The 14,939-nt window shown below is 66.0% G+C and carries 12 protein-coding genes; 8 read left to right on the plus strand and 4 right to left on the minus strand.

Features of this window, described 5'->3' with window-relative positions; genetic code table 11:
- Positions 1-235: 235 nt before the first annotated feature.
- The gene (gene dnaG, locus DBV10_RS07140) at positions 236-2,308 is read right to left on the minus strand and encodes a DNA primase (protein WP_124512012.1); all 2,073 of its coding nucleotides are present in this window, start codon (positions 2,306-2,308) and stop codon (positions 236-238) included.
- A gap of 68 nt (positions 2,309-2,376) precedes the next feature.
- On the opposite strand from dnaG, the gene DBV10_RS07145 reads away from it, so the two are divergent.
- From DBV10_RS07145 to DBV10_RS07155, 3 genes are all read left to right on the plus strand, one after another.
- Positions 2,377-3,462, plus strand: coding sequence for a PotD/PotF family extracellular solute-binding protein (locus DBV10_RS07145; protein ID WP_233589833.1), 1,086 nt, complete (start codon positions 2,377-2,379; stop codon positions 3,460-3,462).
- A 3-nt stretch (positions 3,463-3,465) separates the two neighbouring features.
- Positions 3,466-5,139, plus strand: coding sequence for a diguanylate cyclase domain-containing protein (locus DBV10_RS07150; RefSeq protein WP_233589834.1), 1,674 nt, complete (start codon positions 3,466-3,468; stop codon positions 5,137-5,139).
- Between the two features lie 93 nt (positions 5,140-5,232).
- Complete coding sequence (locus DBV10_RS07155) at positions 5,233-6,879, plus strand: acyl-CoA synthetase (protein ID WP_124512016.1); 1,647 nt, start codon at positions 5,233-5,235, stop codon at positions 6,877-6,879.
- A 298-nt stretch (positions 6,880-7,177) separates the two neighbouring features.
- Here the strand turns inward: DBV10_RS07155 and DBV10_RS07160 are convergent, their stop codons facing one another.
- Positions 7,178-8,071: an AraC family transcriptional regulator gene (locus tag DBV10_RS07160; protein WP_124512018.1), complete on the minus strand. Its 894-nt coding sequence runs from the start codon at positions 8,069-8,071 to the stop codon at positions 7,178-7,180.
- Positions 8,072-8,202: 131 nt separating this feature from the next.
- Between DBV10_RS07160 and DBV10_RS07165 the strand changes: the two genes are divergently transcribed.
- The 3 genes from DBV10_RS07165 (at position 8,203) to DBV10_RS07175 (ending at position 10,386) form a co-directional block, all read left to right on the plus strand.
- Complete coding sequence (locus tag DBV10_RS07165) at positions 8,203-8,769, plus strand: carboxymuconolactone decarboxylase family protein (protein WP_124512020.1); 567 nt, start codon at positions 8,203-8,205, stop codon at positions 8,767-8,769.
- A 215-nt stretch (positions 8,770-8,984) separates the two neighbouring features.
- Positions 8,985-9,614: a pyridoxamine 5'-phosphate oxidase family protein gene (locus tag DBV10_RS07170; protein WP_124512022.1), complete on the plus strand. Its 630-nt coding sequence runs from the start codon at positions 8,985-8,987 to the stop codon at positions 9,612-9,614.
- Positions 9,615-9,630: 16 nt separating this feature from the next.
- A complete protein-coding gene (locus DBV10_RS07175) occupies positions 9,631-10,386 on the plus strand; it encodes a sulfite exporter TauE/SafE family protein (RefSeq protein ID WP_124512091.1) in 756 nt (251 codons plus the stop codon).
- A gap of 109 nt (positions 10,387-10,495) precedes the next feature.
- Here DBV10_RS07175 and DBV10_RS07180 read toward each other — a convergent pair whose 3' ends face one another.
- Positions 10,496-11,587: a type I restriction endonuclease gene (locus DBV10_RS07180; RefSeq protein ID WP_124512024.1), complete on the minus strand. Its 1,092-nt coding sequence runs from the start codon at positions 11,585-11,587 to the stop codon at positions 10,496-10,498.
- Between the two features lie 227 nt (positions 11,588-11,814).
- Between DBV10_RS07180 and DBV10_RS07185 the strand changes: the two genes are divergently transcribed.
- On the plus strand, positions 11,815-12,234 hold the full coding sequence (locus tag DBV10_RS07185) for a hypothetical protein (RefSeq protein ID WP_124512026.1): 420 nt from the start codon (positions 11,815-11,817) through the stop codon (positions 12,232-12,234).
- Positions 12,235-12,789: 555 nt separating this feature from the next.
- Positions 12,790-13,227, plus strand: coding sequence for a cupin domain-containing protein (locus tag DBV10_RS07190; RefSeq protein ID WP_233589835.1), 438 nt, complete (start codon positions 12,790-12,792; stop codon positions 13,225-13,227).
- A 73-nt stretch (positions 13,228-13,300) separates the two neighbouring features.
- Here the strand turns inward: DBV10_RS07190 and DBV10_RS07195 are convergent, their stop codons facing one another.
- Positions 13,301-14,884, minus strand: a complete 1,584-nt coding sequence (locus tag DBV10_RS07195; protein ID WP_124512028.1) for an alkaline phosphatase — start codon at positions 14,882-14,884, stop codon at positions 13,301-13,303.
- Between the last annotated feature and the right edge of the window lie 55 nt (positions 14,885-14,939).

Here is a 14,939-nt window from a genome sequence, read left to right on the forward strand (position 1 = left end):
CACAAAGAAATCGCAAGCGCCACAGATCCCGGCGCGGGTGGCAGCGCGAAGCTGAACGGTCTTCGCGCTTCGAGGGGAGGCCCTCAGCGGCAAGATGTCTGGGCGATCATTTGGTGTGCAGTCCTTGCGATAAGTGGGCCCATCAGCGCATAGGTGCGCGTTTGTCACGGTGGCCCGGCTCGGAGGTGCTGCTGTCGCTCTTGCCTAACCCTACATTATACCATTTGACGCGATTTCAAGCCGTTGTGGTGTTTACGCCCAACAAAATTTTGCGTTTTTGCTCCAGGGCGCGGTAGCGCTCCAGGGCTGTGGGGTCCTGCGCGGCCTGCAGCATCAGCAGCTTTTGCTGTTCCGCAATGTCTTCGATGAGCATCCGGTTCAGCAAATCGCGCAGCTCCAGCCGAAGTTCGGCCAGCTCGCCCTCGGTCTGGGCATGCGCGCCGGTCATCACCTTCACGGCCAGGTCCTCGCATTCGTGCTCGCGCAGGCTTTCGCGCAGCACGGCCCAGGCCAGGGGGCCGTGTTCGTGGAATTGCGCCTCCAGCCAGGTGAACAGCGGGCCGTGGGGCGAGGGCTGGGCGCACAGGGCCGTGTGGTCGTCGTGGGTCAGCTCTTCCAGAAACGCCATGTGCGACAGCAGCAGCCGCGCGGCATGGTCGGCCCGGCCCATGGCGGGCGTGCGCGGCAGGCGCGGCTGGGGCGGCCAGGGCGCGTCTTTGCCCTGCTTGCTCCATTTGCCGTTGCTGCCCTTTTTCCAGTCGCCGCCGCTGTTCTTGCGGAACGGGGGCTTGCCGCCACCGCCGCCGCTGTAGCCGCCACCGCCCGGGTCTCCCTGGCCGCCAGGCGATCCCCCGCCGCCCACGTACTCGGGCTCGTGGTGGGGTTGCCAGCCGTCCAGGTCGGGGGGCGGCATGTCGCCCCATGGGGGTTCATCGGCATAGGGATTGGTGGCCGGGGCCTGGGGGCGCGGTGCCGGGGCGGGTGCGCGCGCCGGTTCACGGGCACCGCCGCCAGAATTCCACAGCTCCGACAGGTCGCGCGCATTGAGCTGGGTGAGTTCGGCCAGCTCGCCCAGCAACTGGCGCTTGAGCACGCCATCGGGCAGGGCCGTCCACAGCGGGCGGGCGTTGCTGGCCATGTGGGCGCGGCCCTCGGCCGTGGCCAGGTCGCAGCCCTCGCTGGCCGATTCGACCAGGAAGCGGCTGAGCGGCACGGCGTTGCCCACATGCTGGGCAAAGGCGTCGGTGCCGTTGGCTCGGATGAAGCTGTCCGGGTCGTGCTCAGCGGGCAGGAAGAGAAACTTGATGCTGCGCGTGTCCGTGGCATGGGGCAGGGCGCCATCGAGCGCCTTGCGCGCGGCGCGCCGGCCCGCGTTGTCGCCGTCAAAGCTGAACACCACCGCATCGGTAAAGCGCAGCAGCTTGTGCACATGCTCGGGCGTGCAGGCCGTGCCCAGCGTGGCCACGGCGTTCGGAAACCCCAGCTGCGCCAGGGCCACCACGTCCATGTAGCCCTCGGTGACCAGGGCATAGCCCTGCTCGCGGATGGCGGTGCGGGCCTCGAACAGGCCGTACAGCTCGCGCCCCTTGTGGAACACCGGGGTTTCGGGCGAATTGAGGTACTTGGGCTTGTCGTCCCCCAGCACGCGCCCGCCAAAGCCGATGCATTCGCCCTTGACGTTGCGGATGGGGAACATCACCCGGTCGCGGAAGCGGTCGTAGCGCTTGTCCTGGCCCTCTTCGCCCACGATGACCAGGCCGCTTTCTTCGAGCAGCGGGTCGTCGTAGCGGGGGAACACGCTGGCCAGGCTGCGCCAGCCCTCGGGCGCGTAGCCCAGGCCGTAGCGCTTGGCCACCGCACCCGAAACGCCCCGGCCCTTGAAATAGCCAATGGCGCGCTGCGACTCGCGCAGCTGGCGGCGGTAGGCGTCGGCGGCTTTTTCAAGCACATCGCTCAGCGTGGCCTGCTTCTGGCGGGCGGCGGCGGCGCGCTCCTTTTCCTGGGGGGAGATGTCGTCGTCGGGCACTTGCAGGCCCACGCCCTGCGCCAGGTCCTGCACGGCTTCGACAAAACCCATGCCCGCGTGCTCCATGAGAAAGCTGATGGCGTTGCCGTTCTTGCCGCAGCCGAAGCAGTGATAGAACTGCTTGGCGGGGCTGACACTGAAGGAGGGCGACTTTTCCCCATGGAAAGGGCACAGTCCCATGAAGTTGGCCCCGCCCTTCTTCAGCTGAACGTAGCGGCCCACGATGTCGACCACGTCAACACGGGCGAGCAGTTCCTGAATGAAAGACTGTGGGATCGTCACGCGGTGTATTGTCCGCGTAAACTGTTTGTTACCAGATATTACGAAGTGGGGCTTTCGGCATGGCATGCATGGCGTGGCAACGGGCGGCAGGCATTGGGGCGCAGCAGACGCGGCGCCGCAGTGTCGCGGCGGCGCTGTTGGCCCTGGGGCTGGCGGGGGGGCTTGCCGGCCCCGCGCAAGCCGCCACGGTGCTGCGCGTGCTGGCGTGGCCCGGCTATGCGGACCCTGACTTCGTGGCGGTGTTCGAGAAGCGCCATGGGGTCAAGGTCGAGATCACCACCGTGGCCTCCGACGACATCCTGCGCGCCAAGCTGGCCAGCCCGGACGGCCCCGGCTTCGACCTGGTGGCCGCCAACACCGCCGAAATCGCGCGCCTGGTGGTCCAGCAGATGCTGGTGCCGTTGCCTGTGGGCAACATTCGCAACACCGCACGCCAGCTGCCCCGGTTCCGCCAGCTGCAGGCCATTGCAGGCATCACTGCGCGCGGCGAGGTGTATGCCATGCCCTTCACCTACTCCGAGATGGGGCTGGTCTACGACCGCCATCAGTTCAGCACGCCGCCGCAGTCGATCGCGGTGCTGTGGGACCCGCGCTGGCAGGGCAAGGTGCTGGCGTTCGATGGCAGCAGCCACGGGTTCTCGCTGGCCGCCATGTACCGGGGGCTGGCGCCGTTTCGCATCGAGCCGGCCCGTTTCAGCCCGCTGGCCAAGGACCTGGTGGCCCTGCGCCGCAATGTGCGCTCGTTCTACAGCCTGCCCGAAGAATCGGTGGAGCTGTTCCGCAAGCACAAGGTGGCCGTGATGCATGCCAACTATGGCCAGCAGCAGCTCAAGCAGCTGCGCGATGCGGGGCTGGACGTGGGCTACGTGGTGCCCAAGGAGGGGGCGCTGGCTTGGCTCGACTGCTGGGCCATCACCCGCCGATCCACCCAGGTGGCCCTGGCCGCGGAGTGGATCAACTACATGCTTGACCCGGTGGTGAGCCGCGAGTTCACCCGGCGCCAGGGGCTGGCCAACACGCTGGACGAGCCCCCCGCGCTGTCCGGCGATGTGCCCATGGGCCCCATCGTCTGGCTGGAGCCGGTGGAAGACGAAGCCCTGCGCGCGCAGCTGTGGCAGCGCATTCTGTCGGGCGACCGGCCTGCCAGGTTCTGACCCATGGCCCGCACACGCATGAAATGGGGCATCGCACTTCGCCTGGGGGCCTTGCTGGCCTCGTTCAGCGTTTTTGCGGCCATTTTGGCGGGCTACTACACCTTTGATTCGAGCCGGGCGCGCCTGCAGGGGCGGGCCGAGCGGGCCCTCCTGGCCACCACGCAGGTGCTGGCGCGCCACATGCAGGCCGGCTTTGGCACGGTGGCGCGCGACACCCTGTTCCTGGCCAGCGTGGCGGCACAGGAGCCCGACCGGGGCCGCCTGGCCGAGGTGTTCCGCGCCAGCCTGGCGGCCCACCCCAGCTACCTGCAGATCCGCTTCATCAGCGCCCGGGACTACGGGCTGGAGCTGGTGCGCATCGACCGCCAGGGCGGGGTGCCCGTGCGCATTGCCGACGATGCGCTGCAGGAGAAGGCGCATTTCCCGTTTGTTTTTGAAGCCCTGGGGCTGGCTGCGGGCCAGGTGTATATCTCTGAATTCGGCATCAACCACGAAAGCACCTCAGAGGAGGACACCCTGCCGGTATTCAACATGGCCTCGCCCGTGGTGCAGGGGGGGCAGGTGCGGGGCGTGGTGGTGGTGCGCGTGGCGGCCGAGCCGTTTCTGCAGAACTTCAACGCCGCGCTGCCGGCGCCCTATGGCTTTTTCCTCAGCAACCGGTGGGGCGATTTTCTGGTGCACCCGGACGTGGCCCAGACCTTTGGTTTCGACCGGGGGCAGCGCATCCTGATCCAGGAGGCGTTCACCCCCGTGGCGGCGCTGGTCGAAGGGCGCGCGGAAGAAGCCGTGCTCAGTCAGCCAGGCACCGACGACGAGGAGGCGCGCGTGTTCTCCTTTGTCCGCATGCCCTTTGGCAACAAGGACGAGGGGCGCTTCATGGTGGTGGGCCTCTCGCAGCCCCTGGCGGCCGTGCAGGGCGAGGTGGTGGACCTGGGGCGCAGCATCCTCAAGATCCTGCTGGTGCTCAGCCTGGTGGGGGTGGCGCTGGCGGCCTGGGTGTCGCGCGTGGTCACGCAGCCGCTGCAGGCCATGGCGGCCGCCTCGCAGGCGTTTTCGCAGGGGCTCCCGCATGGCGAGCTGCCCGTGCTGCGCAAGGACGAGGTGGGCGACTTGGCCCGCAGCTTCCACGATATGGAGCAGCAGATCGGCCGTCAGATCACCGAGCTGAACACCAGCCGCGACGCCATGGCCCATCTGGCGCACCATGACGCGCTCACCGGCCTGCCCAACCGCCGCATGTTCGAGCAGCGCCTGGCGCAGGGGCTCGAACTCTCGCGCCGCAGCGGCCGCGACTGCGCCCTGCTGTTTGTGGACCTGGACGATTTCAAGGCCATCAACGACACGCGCGGCCATGCCGTGGGCGACCTGGTGCTGCAGGCCGTGGCCCGCACCGTGGTCGGGGCCGTGCGGCAGGTGGACACCGTGGCCCGGCTCGCGGGCGATGAGTTCACCGTGCTGTGCGAGAACGTGGACTCCGAAGAGGCCGCGCTGCAGATCGCGGCCAAGCTGGAACAGGCCTTTGTGCCGCCGCTCGACATCGACGGCCAGCCCTTCCCGGTGCGCGCCAGCATTGGCGTGAGCCTGTTCCCGCGCGATGCCCAGGATGCGCACACGCTGCTGGCCAGCGCCGACGCGGCCATGTACCGTGTCAAGCAAAGCCATCGCCGCAGGGTTTGAGTCAGCGCCCTGGCGCTGGCTCCGAACACCGTGTTGCCTTCGTGTCAGCCTGTGGGGCTAGGCTGTGTCTTGTTCACCTTCTCGCACCCACCCATGACCTCCATCTTTGACCAGCACCTGCCCCGCACCGAAGCCAACTTCGCCGCCCTGTCCCCGCTGTCGTTCATCGAACGCACGGCCGAGGTCTACCCCGACCGCCTGGCCATCGTGCACGGCGCGCTGCGCCAGACCTGGGCGCAGACCTACTCCCGCTGCCGCCAGCTCGCCAGCGCCCTGGTGCAGGCCGGCATTGGCAAGAACGACACCGTGGCCGTGATGCTGCCCAACACCCCGCCCATGGTCGAGGCGCACTTTGGCGTGCCCATGGCGGGTGCGGTGCTCAACACGCTCAACACCCGGCTGGACCCGGAGGCGATTGCCTTCATGCTCGACCATGGCGAGGCCCGGGCCGTGATCGTGGACCCGGAATTCAGCGGCACCCTGGGCAAGGCGCTGGCCCTGCGCACCGCCACCACGCCCCTGCGCGTGATCGAAGTGCAGGACGCGCTCTACGGCCCGGCCGCGCACAACCTGGGCGGCACCGACTACGAAGCCTTCGTGGCCACGGGCAACCCCGCCTTTGCCTGGAGCCTGCCCGCCGACGAATGGGACGCGATTGCGCTCAACTACACCTCCGGCACCACCGGCAACCCCAAGGGCGTGGTCTACCACCACCGGGGCGCGGCCACCAACGCCATCAGCAACGTGCTGGAGTGGGACATGCCCAAGCACGCCGTCTACCTGTGGACCTTGCCCATGTTCCACTGCAACGGCTGGTGCTTTCCGTGGACAGTGGCGGCCCGCGCGGGCGTCAACGTGTGCCTGCGCCGTGTGGATGCCCAGGCCATCTTCGACGCCATCCGCCAGCATGGCGTGACGCACTACTGCGGCGCGCCCATCGTGCACGGCCTGCTGGTCAATGCACCCGATGCGATGAAGGCGGGGGTGCCTGCCGGGGTCAAAGCCATGGTGGCGGGTGCAGCGCCCCCGGCGTCGATGATCGAGGGCATGGAAAAGATGGGCTTTGACCTGACCCACGTGTACGGCCTGACCGAGGTGTACGGCCCCGCCACCGTGTGCGCCAAACACGAAGCCTGGGACGCGCTCGACATCGGTGAACGAGCCCGCCTCAGCGCCCGCCAGGGCGTGCGCTACCACCTGGAGCGCGACGTGCGCGTTCTCAACCCCGAAACCCTGCTGCCCGTGCCGCAGGATGGCGAGACCATGGGCGAGATCATGTTCAAGGGCAACATCGCCATGAAGGGCTACCTGAAGAACCCCAAGGCGACGGAAGAGGCGTTTGCAGGCGGCTGGTTCCACAGCGGCGACCTGGCCGTGCAGTACCCCGACGGCTACATCAAAATCAAGGACCGCAGCAAGGACATCATCATCTCGGGCGGCGAGAACATCTCGTCCATCGAGGTCGAAGACGTGCTCTACCGCCACCCCGACGTGCTGGCCGCCGCCGTGGTGGCCAAGCCCGACCCCAAGTGGGGCGAAACACCCTGCGCCTTCATCGAGCTGAAGGCCGGCGCCCAGACCACGCCCGAAGACATCGTGGCGCACTGCAAAAAGCACCTGGCTGGCTTCAAGGTGCCGCGCGCCGTGGTGTTCGGCGAGCTGCCCAAGACCAGCACCGGCAAGATCCAGAAGTTCGAGCTGCGCAAGCAGGCGGGCTCGGCGGCGGCGATCAATGTGTGAGCGGCGCGGGCGCAGCGTGAGCGGGCTGCCGACGCCCGCAGAGCCCCTGGTTGAGGTGGGTGTTTGCTATGTATTTAATAGCTATGAGCGGCTGATGGACGCGCGGTAGAGGCCATTTTTATTGAATCAATGGGGTCGGTGGGTGCCTCGGGCAGGACGATTCCGATCTCGCGCCCAACGCCCCCTGCGCGCTGGTGGGTGGTTCCCTCTCCTCTTGTGGGAGGGGGCGGGGGGAGAGGGCGTTTGAGGCAGGTCGCTGGACAGGCATCTCGCCAAAGCCCCCTGTCAGCCAAGCGCCTCAAGACTCTGCGTCCACCGCATTCAGCCAGGCCCGCACCGGCAGCCCCAGCTTCTGCGCAAACACCCTCGACAGCGCTGAAGGGTTGGCATAGCCCAGCTCGTTGGCAATCGACTTCAGTGACCGGCCGCCGCGCAAGTGCGCCTGCGCCAGCGTGAGCCGCCAGTGCACCAGGTAGTCGGCCGGCGTCTCGCCCACCACAGCCTTGAAGCGTGCGGCAAACGCGCTGCGTGACAGGCCCGCCTGCTGCGCCATCTGCTCCAGGCTCCAGGCCTGGCCCGGTGCCTCGTGCAGGGCCGTCAAGGTGCGTGAGAGATGCGGGTCGGCCAGGCCGGTCAGCAGGCCGGGGGGCATCTGCGCCTGCTGCGGGTGGTCCAGCAGCCAGCGCAGCAGTTGCAGCAGCACCACTTCAAACAGCCGGTCGGCCAGCACGCGGTGGCCGCAGCGCAGGCGGTCGGTTTCGGCAAACAGCAGCTCCAGCGACTGCTGCAGCCCGTCCACCGCGCCCAGGGGCAGCACCACCAGCGGGGGCGGGGCACGGGCCAGTGGGTGGCTGGCGCCGCCGTCAAAGTCCAGCGCGGCGCAGGTGAAGTCCGAGCCCTCGGTGGGCGCGTTGTGAAAAAAATGCTCCAGCGGCCGGGCATAGAACAGCAGGCTGGGCTCCCGCACCTCCAGCCGCTCGGGCGGGCCGGCCTGGGGCTGGTGCGTCACCACCATCTCGCCCCGGCGCAGCACATGCAAAAAACCGCGCCCGGGCGCCGCAGCAAAGTGCGTCACGCCGCACAGCGGCCCGTGGTGGAACAGGTGCGCCCGCACCCGAAACCGCTCCAGCAGCGGTGACAGGCGATCGAGCGGGGTGGAGGCCTGCGCGGGTGTGGGAACGCTTGGTGGCATGGTTTTGGATGATTGGGTATGAATTATAGATTTTATGTGCCAAATGGTGCGCGCTGACGCCGGACACTGCAGGGGTGCCGAGAGCAGGCACAAGTTCTCACCAACCCTTCATGACCTTCAAGGAACACACCATGTCCGCTACTTCTTCTTCCGTCGCCCGCGTCCCTCTCGTCGACCGCACTGCCGCCACCGGCACTGTGCGCGGCGTACTCGACCAGGTCCACAGCGCCTTCGGCGCCACCCCCAACATGTTTCGCGCTGTGGCCCACTCGCCGGCCGCGCTGCAAAGCATGTGGGGCGCCTTTGGAGCGCTGGGCGGCGGCAAGATTGGCGCGGCCCTGGGCGAGCAGATCGCGGTGGCCGTGGCCAACCGCAACGGCTGTGACTACTGCCTGGCCGCCCATACGGCCCTGGGCCGCAAGGCCGGCGTGAGCGGCGACGACCTGGCCGCCGCGCAGTCGGGCGAGTCTGCCGACCCGCGCACCGCCGCAGTGCTGCGCTTTGCCCTGAAGCTGGTGAACGAGCGCGGCCAGGTGGGTGCGGCCGACGTGCAGGCGCTGCGCGACCAGGGCTTGAGCGACGAGCACATCGTCGAAGTCGTGGCCCATGTGGCGCTCAACCTGTTCACCAACTACGTGAACGTGGCGCTGGCCGTGCCGGTGGACTTCCCCGGCGTTAAGCTGCGCCCCGTGCGCTGACCGGGAGGGGCGGGTGCGCGCCGTGCCTGCGGTGACTGAGCTGGCCTGTGGGGGTTTTTGTACGGGGCGCCCCGCATCGGCCGCAAGGGCCCGCGCGGCAGGCGATGCCGACGCTGTGGCCCCAGTCACGCAGGCAGACCACAATGTCGTTGGACCACACGGCGCACCCGCCGCGCTCTGGCCCGTTCTGCCATCCCAACGAAAGAGACTTCGCCATGCCCAACCCCCGCGACGAGCACGCCATCGACACGCTGCAGCGCCTGGAGGCGCTGCTCGGCCAGCCCAGCGATGCAGCGCTCAGCAAAGAGGTGCCCTACATCCACCCCGCCTACCGCGCCATGATCGAAGCCGCGCCCTTTGCCGTGCTGGCCACCAGCGGCCCCGGCGGGCTGGATGCATCGCCGCGCGGCGACCCGCCCGGGTTTGTGCAACTGCTGGATGACAAAACCCTGCTGCTGCCCGAGCGGCGCGGCAACAACCGTGCCGACAGCCTGCGCAACATCGTGACCGACCCGCGCGTGGCGCTGCTGTTCCTCATCCCCGGCGTGGGTGAAACGCTGCGCGTCAATGGCCGCGCACGCATCAGCGTGGCGCCTGATCTGCTCGCGCGCTTCGTGGTCAACGGCCAGCCCCCCAAGTGCGTGATCGTGGTCGATGTGGAGACCGTGTTCTTCCAGTGCGGCCGCGCCATCCAGCGCTCGCGCCTGTGGAGTGCCGTGCCACCCGGCACCCCGCGCCCCGTGCCCACGCCGGGGGCCATGCTTGCTGCCATCACGCAGGGGCAGTTCGACGGCGCCACCTACGACCGCGACCTGCCTGCGCGCCAGCAGGCCACGTTGTATTGATACCGGCATGCATTCCATGGATTCCGTGCTGTGGATCGTGGCCGTGGGCGCCGTGGCCGCAGGCTTTGTGCAGGGCCTCTCGGGCTTTGGCTTTGGCATGGTTGCCATGTCGTTCTGGGCCTGGAGCCTGGAGCCGCGCCTGGGCGCCGTGCTCACGGTGTGCGGCGCGCTCACGGGCCAACTGGTGGCGGCGGCCACCGTGCGCCGGGGCTTTGACCGCGTGCGCCTGCTGCCCTTTGTGCTGGGCGGCCTGGCAGGCATCCCCCTGGGCGTGGCCGTGCTGCCCCGTTTGGACATGGACGCCTTCAAGCTCATCCTGGGCACCCTGCTGGTGCTGTGGTGCCCGGCCATGCTGCTGGCCAAGCAACTGCCCCGCATCACCCGGGGCGGCCGCGTGGCCGATGCGCTGGTGGGTTTGGCCGGCGGCGTGATGGGCGGCCTGGGCGGCTTCACCGGCGTGCTGCCCACCCTGTGGTGCACGCTGCGCGGGCTCGACAAGGACGTGCAGCGCGCCGTCATCCAGAACTTCAACCTGGCCATGCTGCTGGTGACCTTCGTCACCTACCTCGTCACCGGCCTGCTCACCCGCGAGGCCCTGCCCCTGCTGGCCATCGTCGTGCCGGCCATGCTCGTGCCCACGCTGCTGGGCACCCGGCTGTACCACGGCATCAGCGAGGCGCGCTTCCGGCAGATCGTGTTGGGGATGCTGACGCTGTCGGGGGTGGCGATGCTGGTGGTGGGGTTGCCGAGGGTGCTGGCGCGGGTGGGGTGACCGGTAAGCTCGGCGGTAGCTTATGGCAACACGTTCGTACATACTGCCTTCTGCCCAACTCGCCAGTAGGTGGGCATCGGTTTTGTAAACCTCCGCCCAGGTACTCTGACTATGCGACGCGTTTTGTGGCCTCAATCAGCGCGTCCGAAAGACTGTAGATCTCATCTAGGCTGGAGATCGGGTACCGCGTCTCTTTTTTGTCTGCGTCAAGGATGCCTATGTATTTCTGAGCCCTGTTGAAGTGCAGGCGGCAAATGGGCTTTCTGTTGTTATCGTCCAGCAGAATTCCAAAGTAGCTCTGCGTGTCCCGATGCCCGATGCGGTTGGATTCCACTGCGGTGCGAACAATTGATTTCACGACAAAGAAGCCTTCCAGTTCTTCTTCTGTGGTCACAATTCTCAACTCGTCATCTGGCACCAGAGGTTCGTTTGGTGAAGAGGGTTCCGGTGGTGAGGAATTGAATGCAAGAGACATGTTTGCACTAACACCGGTGATCGCCGACTTTAGACGGTCGTTTACAAGATCTCCGGTGAATTGAGCAATTGCTTTGCTGAGCAGAGGTTGAAATTGCTCTCGAACTTTTGCTGTGATCACGCCATCGTAGACACGTGTGGTAAAAAACCGTAAGAACTCATCTCCTGGCGCCGCAAACTGAGCGGTAATCTCTCGTTTAATCTGACCGATGTACTTCAGTTCACCTGCGGCGCTGATGATGGATTCCACATCAAATGTGGACTTGGTGAGTTTGGCCAACTCTGGAACGGAGTGTTCATCGACATCCAGCAAATCGAGTTCCAAGAAGGGCTTCTCATCCATCTTGTTTGGTGCATCCAAGTCGGTGAAAAACTTGTAGACCCGACCGTTGGTCAGGATTGAAATACGTGCCGTTGTGACATGGAAGTACCTAAACAGCTGACTGGCATGGTTTACATTGAGTGGCTCACCAATTTTTTTGCATTCAATGAGCATCTGGATCTGGCCATCTTTCAAGATTGCATAGTCAATCTTTTCGCCTTTTTTTGTGCCCACATCACAGATGAATTCAGGCACAACCTCCGTGGGGTCAAAAACGTCGTATCCAAGGACGTTCTTGATGAATGGCATCACGAATGCATTTTTTGTTGCCTCCTCCGTAGCAATTGACGAGGCTTGCTGACGGATCTTCGCGGCAAGTGCATTCAGGCTTTCCAGATACTCCATGTTTCCTCCTTTGGTTCGAGGGAGTCATGCTATCCGAACTCATTCCAAATCACGCGTAAAAGATCGCGCTACTGAAGTAGCTGCTGATTGCTCATGTTTTTATGGCTTCTACCTAACATTGCGGTCAAAGTCGCTCCAGCCTTCGGCCTCCGCTGGACGTCCTGCAAGCGGGCCGCCCTTTACCTAAAACGTTCGGCCCCTCACCAATGAAGTACTGAGCACTCCCCATGACCACCGCCAAGTTCAGCGACATCCTGGATGGCTACGAGTTCTGTACGGTGGGAGATTTGCTGGATACACAGGCCTTTGTCAGTCTGGAGAGTGGCACCGTGCACATCGTTTCTGGCGACATGGAGCTAGACGAGGAGGCGCCGCCCGAGGACATTGAAACCGGCCCTTACTTGGCGCTACCGGGCAAAAGTGAGCTGGGCCTGGGGTGGGCCTTGGCCATCGAGTTCTCAGAGCAGGCCATTGCGGCCGATGCGTCAAGCGTTCGTGATTTCTTTCGCCGGCGTGGTGCGTACCACCGTTTCAAGGAGTTTCTTGAGCGCAGAGGCCAATTGGATGCGTGGTTTGAATTTGAGCGGTCTGCCGTGGAGTCTCGCCTTCGCCAATGGTGTGCGGACCATGGCATTGAACTGGTGTAGCCATCCAAACCCTGCCGTAGCCAGCGCCAGCACCTGACCTGCGTTGCAGAGGCCTGGAGGGTGTTTTTGCTTGATTCCTCACAGCAACAAAGCGGGGGCTAAATGGAATTTGAATATGTCACCGATGCCGTGCCCTGGCCGAAGCTCCGTTGTGCGAAATGCGGAAAGCCAGTCCGCCAAATGCGCGAAGAGTTGACGCCATCGCAAAGTTTGGCCGTTTTTTTATGTGGCGAGCCGCTCGCGTGGCTCGTTGTGGGTTTGGGGTCCGTTGTCGGCTTTGTTGCTGAGGCTGTCGCTGTCTTGTTGGTGGCTTGGGCCATCGCCGTTCCTGCAGGTCTTGCATGGCTTTACATGTCGCGCCTTCGTCGCGCATCTTTTCTCTGCCAGAGCTGTGGGCACATTAGTGGATATGCCGCAGCGAGGAGATCCGCCCGGGCCGCGCAATGACGGCGGAGGCCCTAACATGCCATCCGGCACACGCACCGCTGCACGCAGGCGTGGCCGCCGCAACATGCTGTGCAATGCGGCTGCGGCTTTCATCCACCGAGGAGACTCATGACAACACACAACAAAACTCTGACCCGTACTGCGGGCGCGGCCATCGCTCTGGCCCTGGCTGCCACACCGGCGCTGGCCGACGTGTTCACCAAGGAAGAGCTGATCAAAGCCAACAAGGAAGCCGCAGGCGGGGGCAAGGGCACGCTGATCGGCGAGTACGCCTTCACACGCGACAAGGCGCTCAAGGACCACGCCATCAAGGAGATCAGCTGGCTTACGCTGCAGTCCGGCGACTCGATCGGTTTTCATAAGCACACGACCAATGAGGACACCTACATCATCATCTCGGGCCGAGGCATCTTCCGCGACAAGGATGGCAAGGATGTGCCGGTGAAGCCGGGCGATGTGACCATCGTGCGCAAGGGCGAATCCCATGGCCTGACCAACACGGGCACCGAGCCGCTGGTGTTTGTGGATGTGATCGCCGAGCAGTAATTTTTTCAGAGGCTGGCGCTTGGTGGGAAAGCGCTAGCTGCTATGAAAAGAGAAGCATTTTTGGCGTGGGCCCTCAGGCGAACACCGGCCCCGGGCGGCCATCCTGCACCACAAAGCGGGCCAGGGTGCTTGCGCCGCTGTCCGCGCGCATCGGGTCGTCGAGCACGCGCAGGGTGGTGGTCCACTGCCGGGGCGTGATGTCGGCCAGGCCATAGCCGCGCAGGTCACAGCGGGCCAGCAGCACATGGGGGTTGTGGCGCACCACGGCGTCCACCTTGTCTTGTGTGGTGCCTGAGCGCGAGCTGATGGAGGTGCCGCAGAACTCGCTGGCGATGGCGGGCGAGTCGGGGCGATTGGCATCGGCCTGAACGCGGCACACATAGTTCTGGTGGATGTCACCGCCCAGCAGCACGGTGTTGCGCGGCGCGTTGCGGGCCACGGCCTGCAGCAGGCGGGCGCGGGCGGCGGGGTAGCCGTCCCAGTTGTCGGTGGTGACCGTGCCCGAGGGGTAATGGCGGGGCGAGAACAGGGTCTGCTGTGCGATCACGCTCCAGCGGGTCGTGTCTTGCGCGGCGGCATCGGCAGCCAGGCCGGTGTCGAGCCACTGCTCCTGCGCGGTGCCCAGCAGGGTGCGCGCGGGGTCGGCCAGGTCGGCGCAGTGGCTGCCGCGCACGGCCCCGGCGCTGGTGGATTCGGGCGAGCGGCAGGCCTGCCAGCTGCGGTATTGGCGGCTGTCAAGCAGGTGGATGTGCGCGAGCCGGCCCCAGCGCAGGCGGCGGTAGACCTGCAGCGCGTCCCACCGGGTGTCGGGGAAGGGGCGGCCCAGGCTGGCGGCGCGCAGGGGCATGTTTTCGTAAAACGCCTGCCACGCGGCGCCGCGCATCGCCAGGAAATTGGCAGCATCGCCCCGGCCTGCATGCCCCGCACTGGCGGCGTAGTCGTTCTGCACCTCGTGGTCGTCCCAGGTCACGGACCAGGGACAACTGGCGTGGGCCGCTTGCAGGGCCAGGTCGCTTTTGTGCAGCGCATAGCGGTCGCGGTAATCGGCCAGGGTGGTGGCCAGGCGCAGGCTGTGGGTGCGCGCCAGGTCCGAGGTGTTCTTGGGCGTGGCGTATTCGTAGATGTAATCGCCCAGAAACAGCACCAGGTCCGGCTGGTCGGCCACCAGGTGGCGCCACGCGGCGTAGTGGCCATGTTCCCACCGCTGGCAGGACGCGAAGGCGATGCGCAGCGCATCCGGCAGGTCGCCCGCCGCGGGGACGGTGCGGGTGCGGCCCACGGTGCTTACGGCATCGCCCAGCATGAAGCGGTAGTGGTACCAGCGCCCTGGTGCCAGGCCGCGCAGCTCCACATGCACGCTGTGCCCCAGCTGCGGCAGCGCGGGGGCTTCGCCCTTTTGCACGATCTGCGCAAAGCGCGCGTCGTGCGCCACTTCCCAGCGCACGGTGTGGGTGGCCTGCATCTGTGCGGGCTGCGCCAGCACCAGGCGGGTCCAGAGCACCACGCCATCGGGTGTGGGGTCGCCACTGGCGATGCCCAGCGCAAAGGGGTCGCTTTGCAGCGTGGGCGGGTTGCTCCAGGCCCAGCGGGGCAGGGTGGTGGCGGTGGCGGCGAGGGCCGCATTGCGCAGAAAGCTGCGTCGTAGCTGCGGAGTCATTGCAGGACTTTGGATTGATGCGCTGTGTTTAAAACTGGCGCGGCCCAGGCCAGCG

The organism is Acidovorax sp. FJL06, assembly GCF_003852545.1.
GTDB lineage: Bacteria > Pseudomonadota > Gammaproteobacteria > Burkholderiales > Burkholderiaceae_C > Acidovorax.

What these genes read in the sequence shown, in the direction of transcription:
- DBV10_RS07145 (WP_233589833.1), top strand. Translation starts at nt 2,377, where the DNA reads ATGGCGTGGCAACGGGCGGCAGGCATTGGGGCGCAGCAGACGCGGCGC.
- DBV10_RS07150 (WP_233589834.1), top strand. Translation starts at nt 3,466, where the DNA reads ATGGCCCGCACACGCATGAAATGGGGCATCGCACTTCGCCTGGGGGCC.
- DBV10_RS07155 (WP_124512016.1), top strand. Translation starts at nt 5,233, where the DNA reads ATGACCTCCATCTTTGACCAGCACCTGCCCCGCACCGAAGCCAACTTC.
- DBV10_RS07160 (WP_124512018.1), bottom strand. Translation starts at nt 8,071, where the DNA reads ATGCCACCAAGCGTTCCCACACCCGCGCAGGCCTCCACCCCGCTCGAT.
- DBV10_RS07165 (WP_124512020.1), top strand. Translation starts at nt 8,203, where the DNA reads ATGTCCGCTACTTCTTCTTCCGTCGCCCGCGTCCCTCTCGTCGACCGC.
- DBV10_RS07170 (WP_124512022.1), top strand. Translation starts at nt 8,985, where the DNA reads ATGCCCAACCCCCGCGACGAGCACGCCATCGACACGCTGCAGCGCCTG.
- DBV10_RS07175 (WP_124512091.1), top strand. Translation starts at nt 9,631, where the DNA reads ATGGATTCCGTGCTGTGGATCGTGGCCGTGGGCGCCGTGGCCGCAGGC.
- DBV10_RS07180 (WP_124512024.1), bottom strand. Translation starts at nt 11,587, where the DNA reads ATGGAGTATCTGGAAAGCCTGAATGCACTTGCCGCGAAGATCCGTCAG.
- DBV10_RS07185 (WP_124512026.1), top strand. Translation starts at nt 11,815, where the DNA reads ATGACCACCGCCAAGTTCAGCGACATCCTGGATGGCTACGAGTTCTGT.
- DBV10_RS07190 (WP_233589835.1), top strand. Translation starts at nt 12,790, where the DNA reads ATGACAACACACAACAAAACTCTGACCCGTACTGCGGGCGCGGCCATC.
- DBV10_RS07195 (WP_124512028.1), bottom strand. Translation starts at nt 14,884, where the DNA reads ATGACTCCGCAGCTACGACGCAGCTTTCTGCGCAATGCGGCCCTCGCC.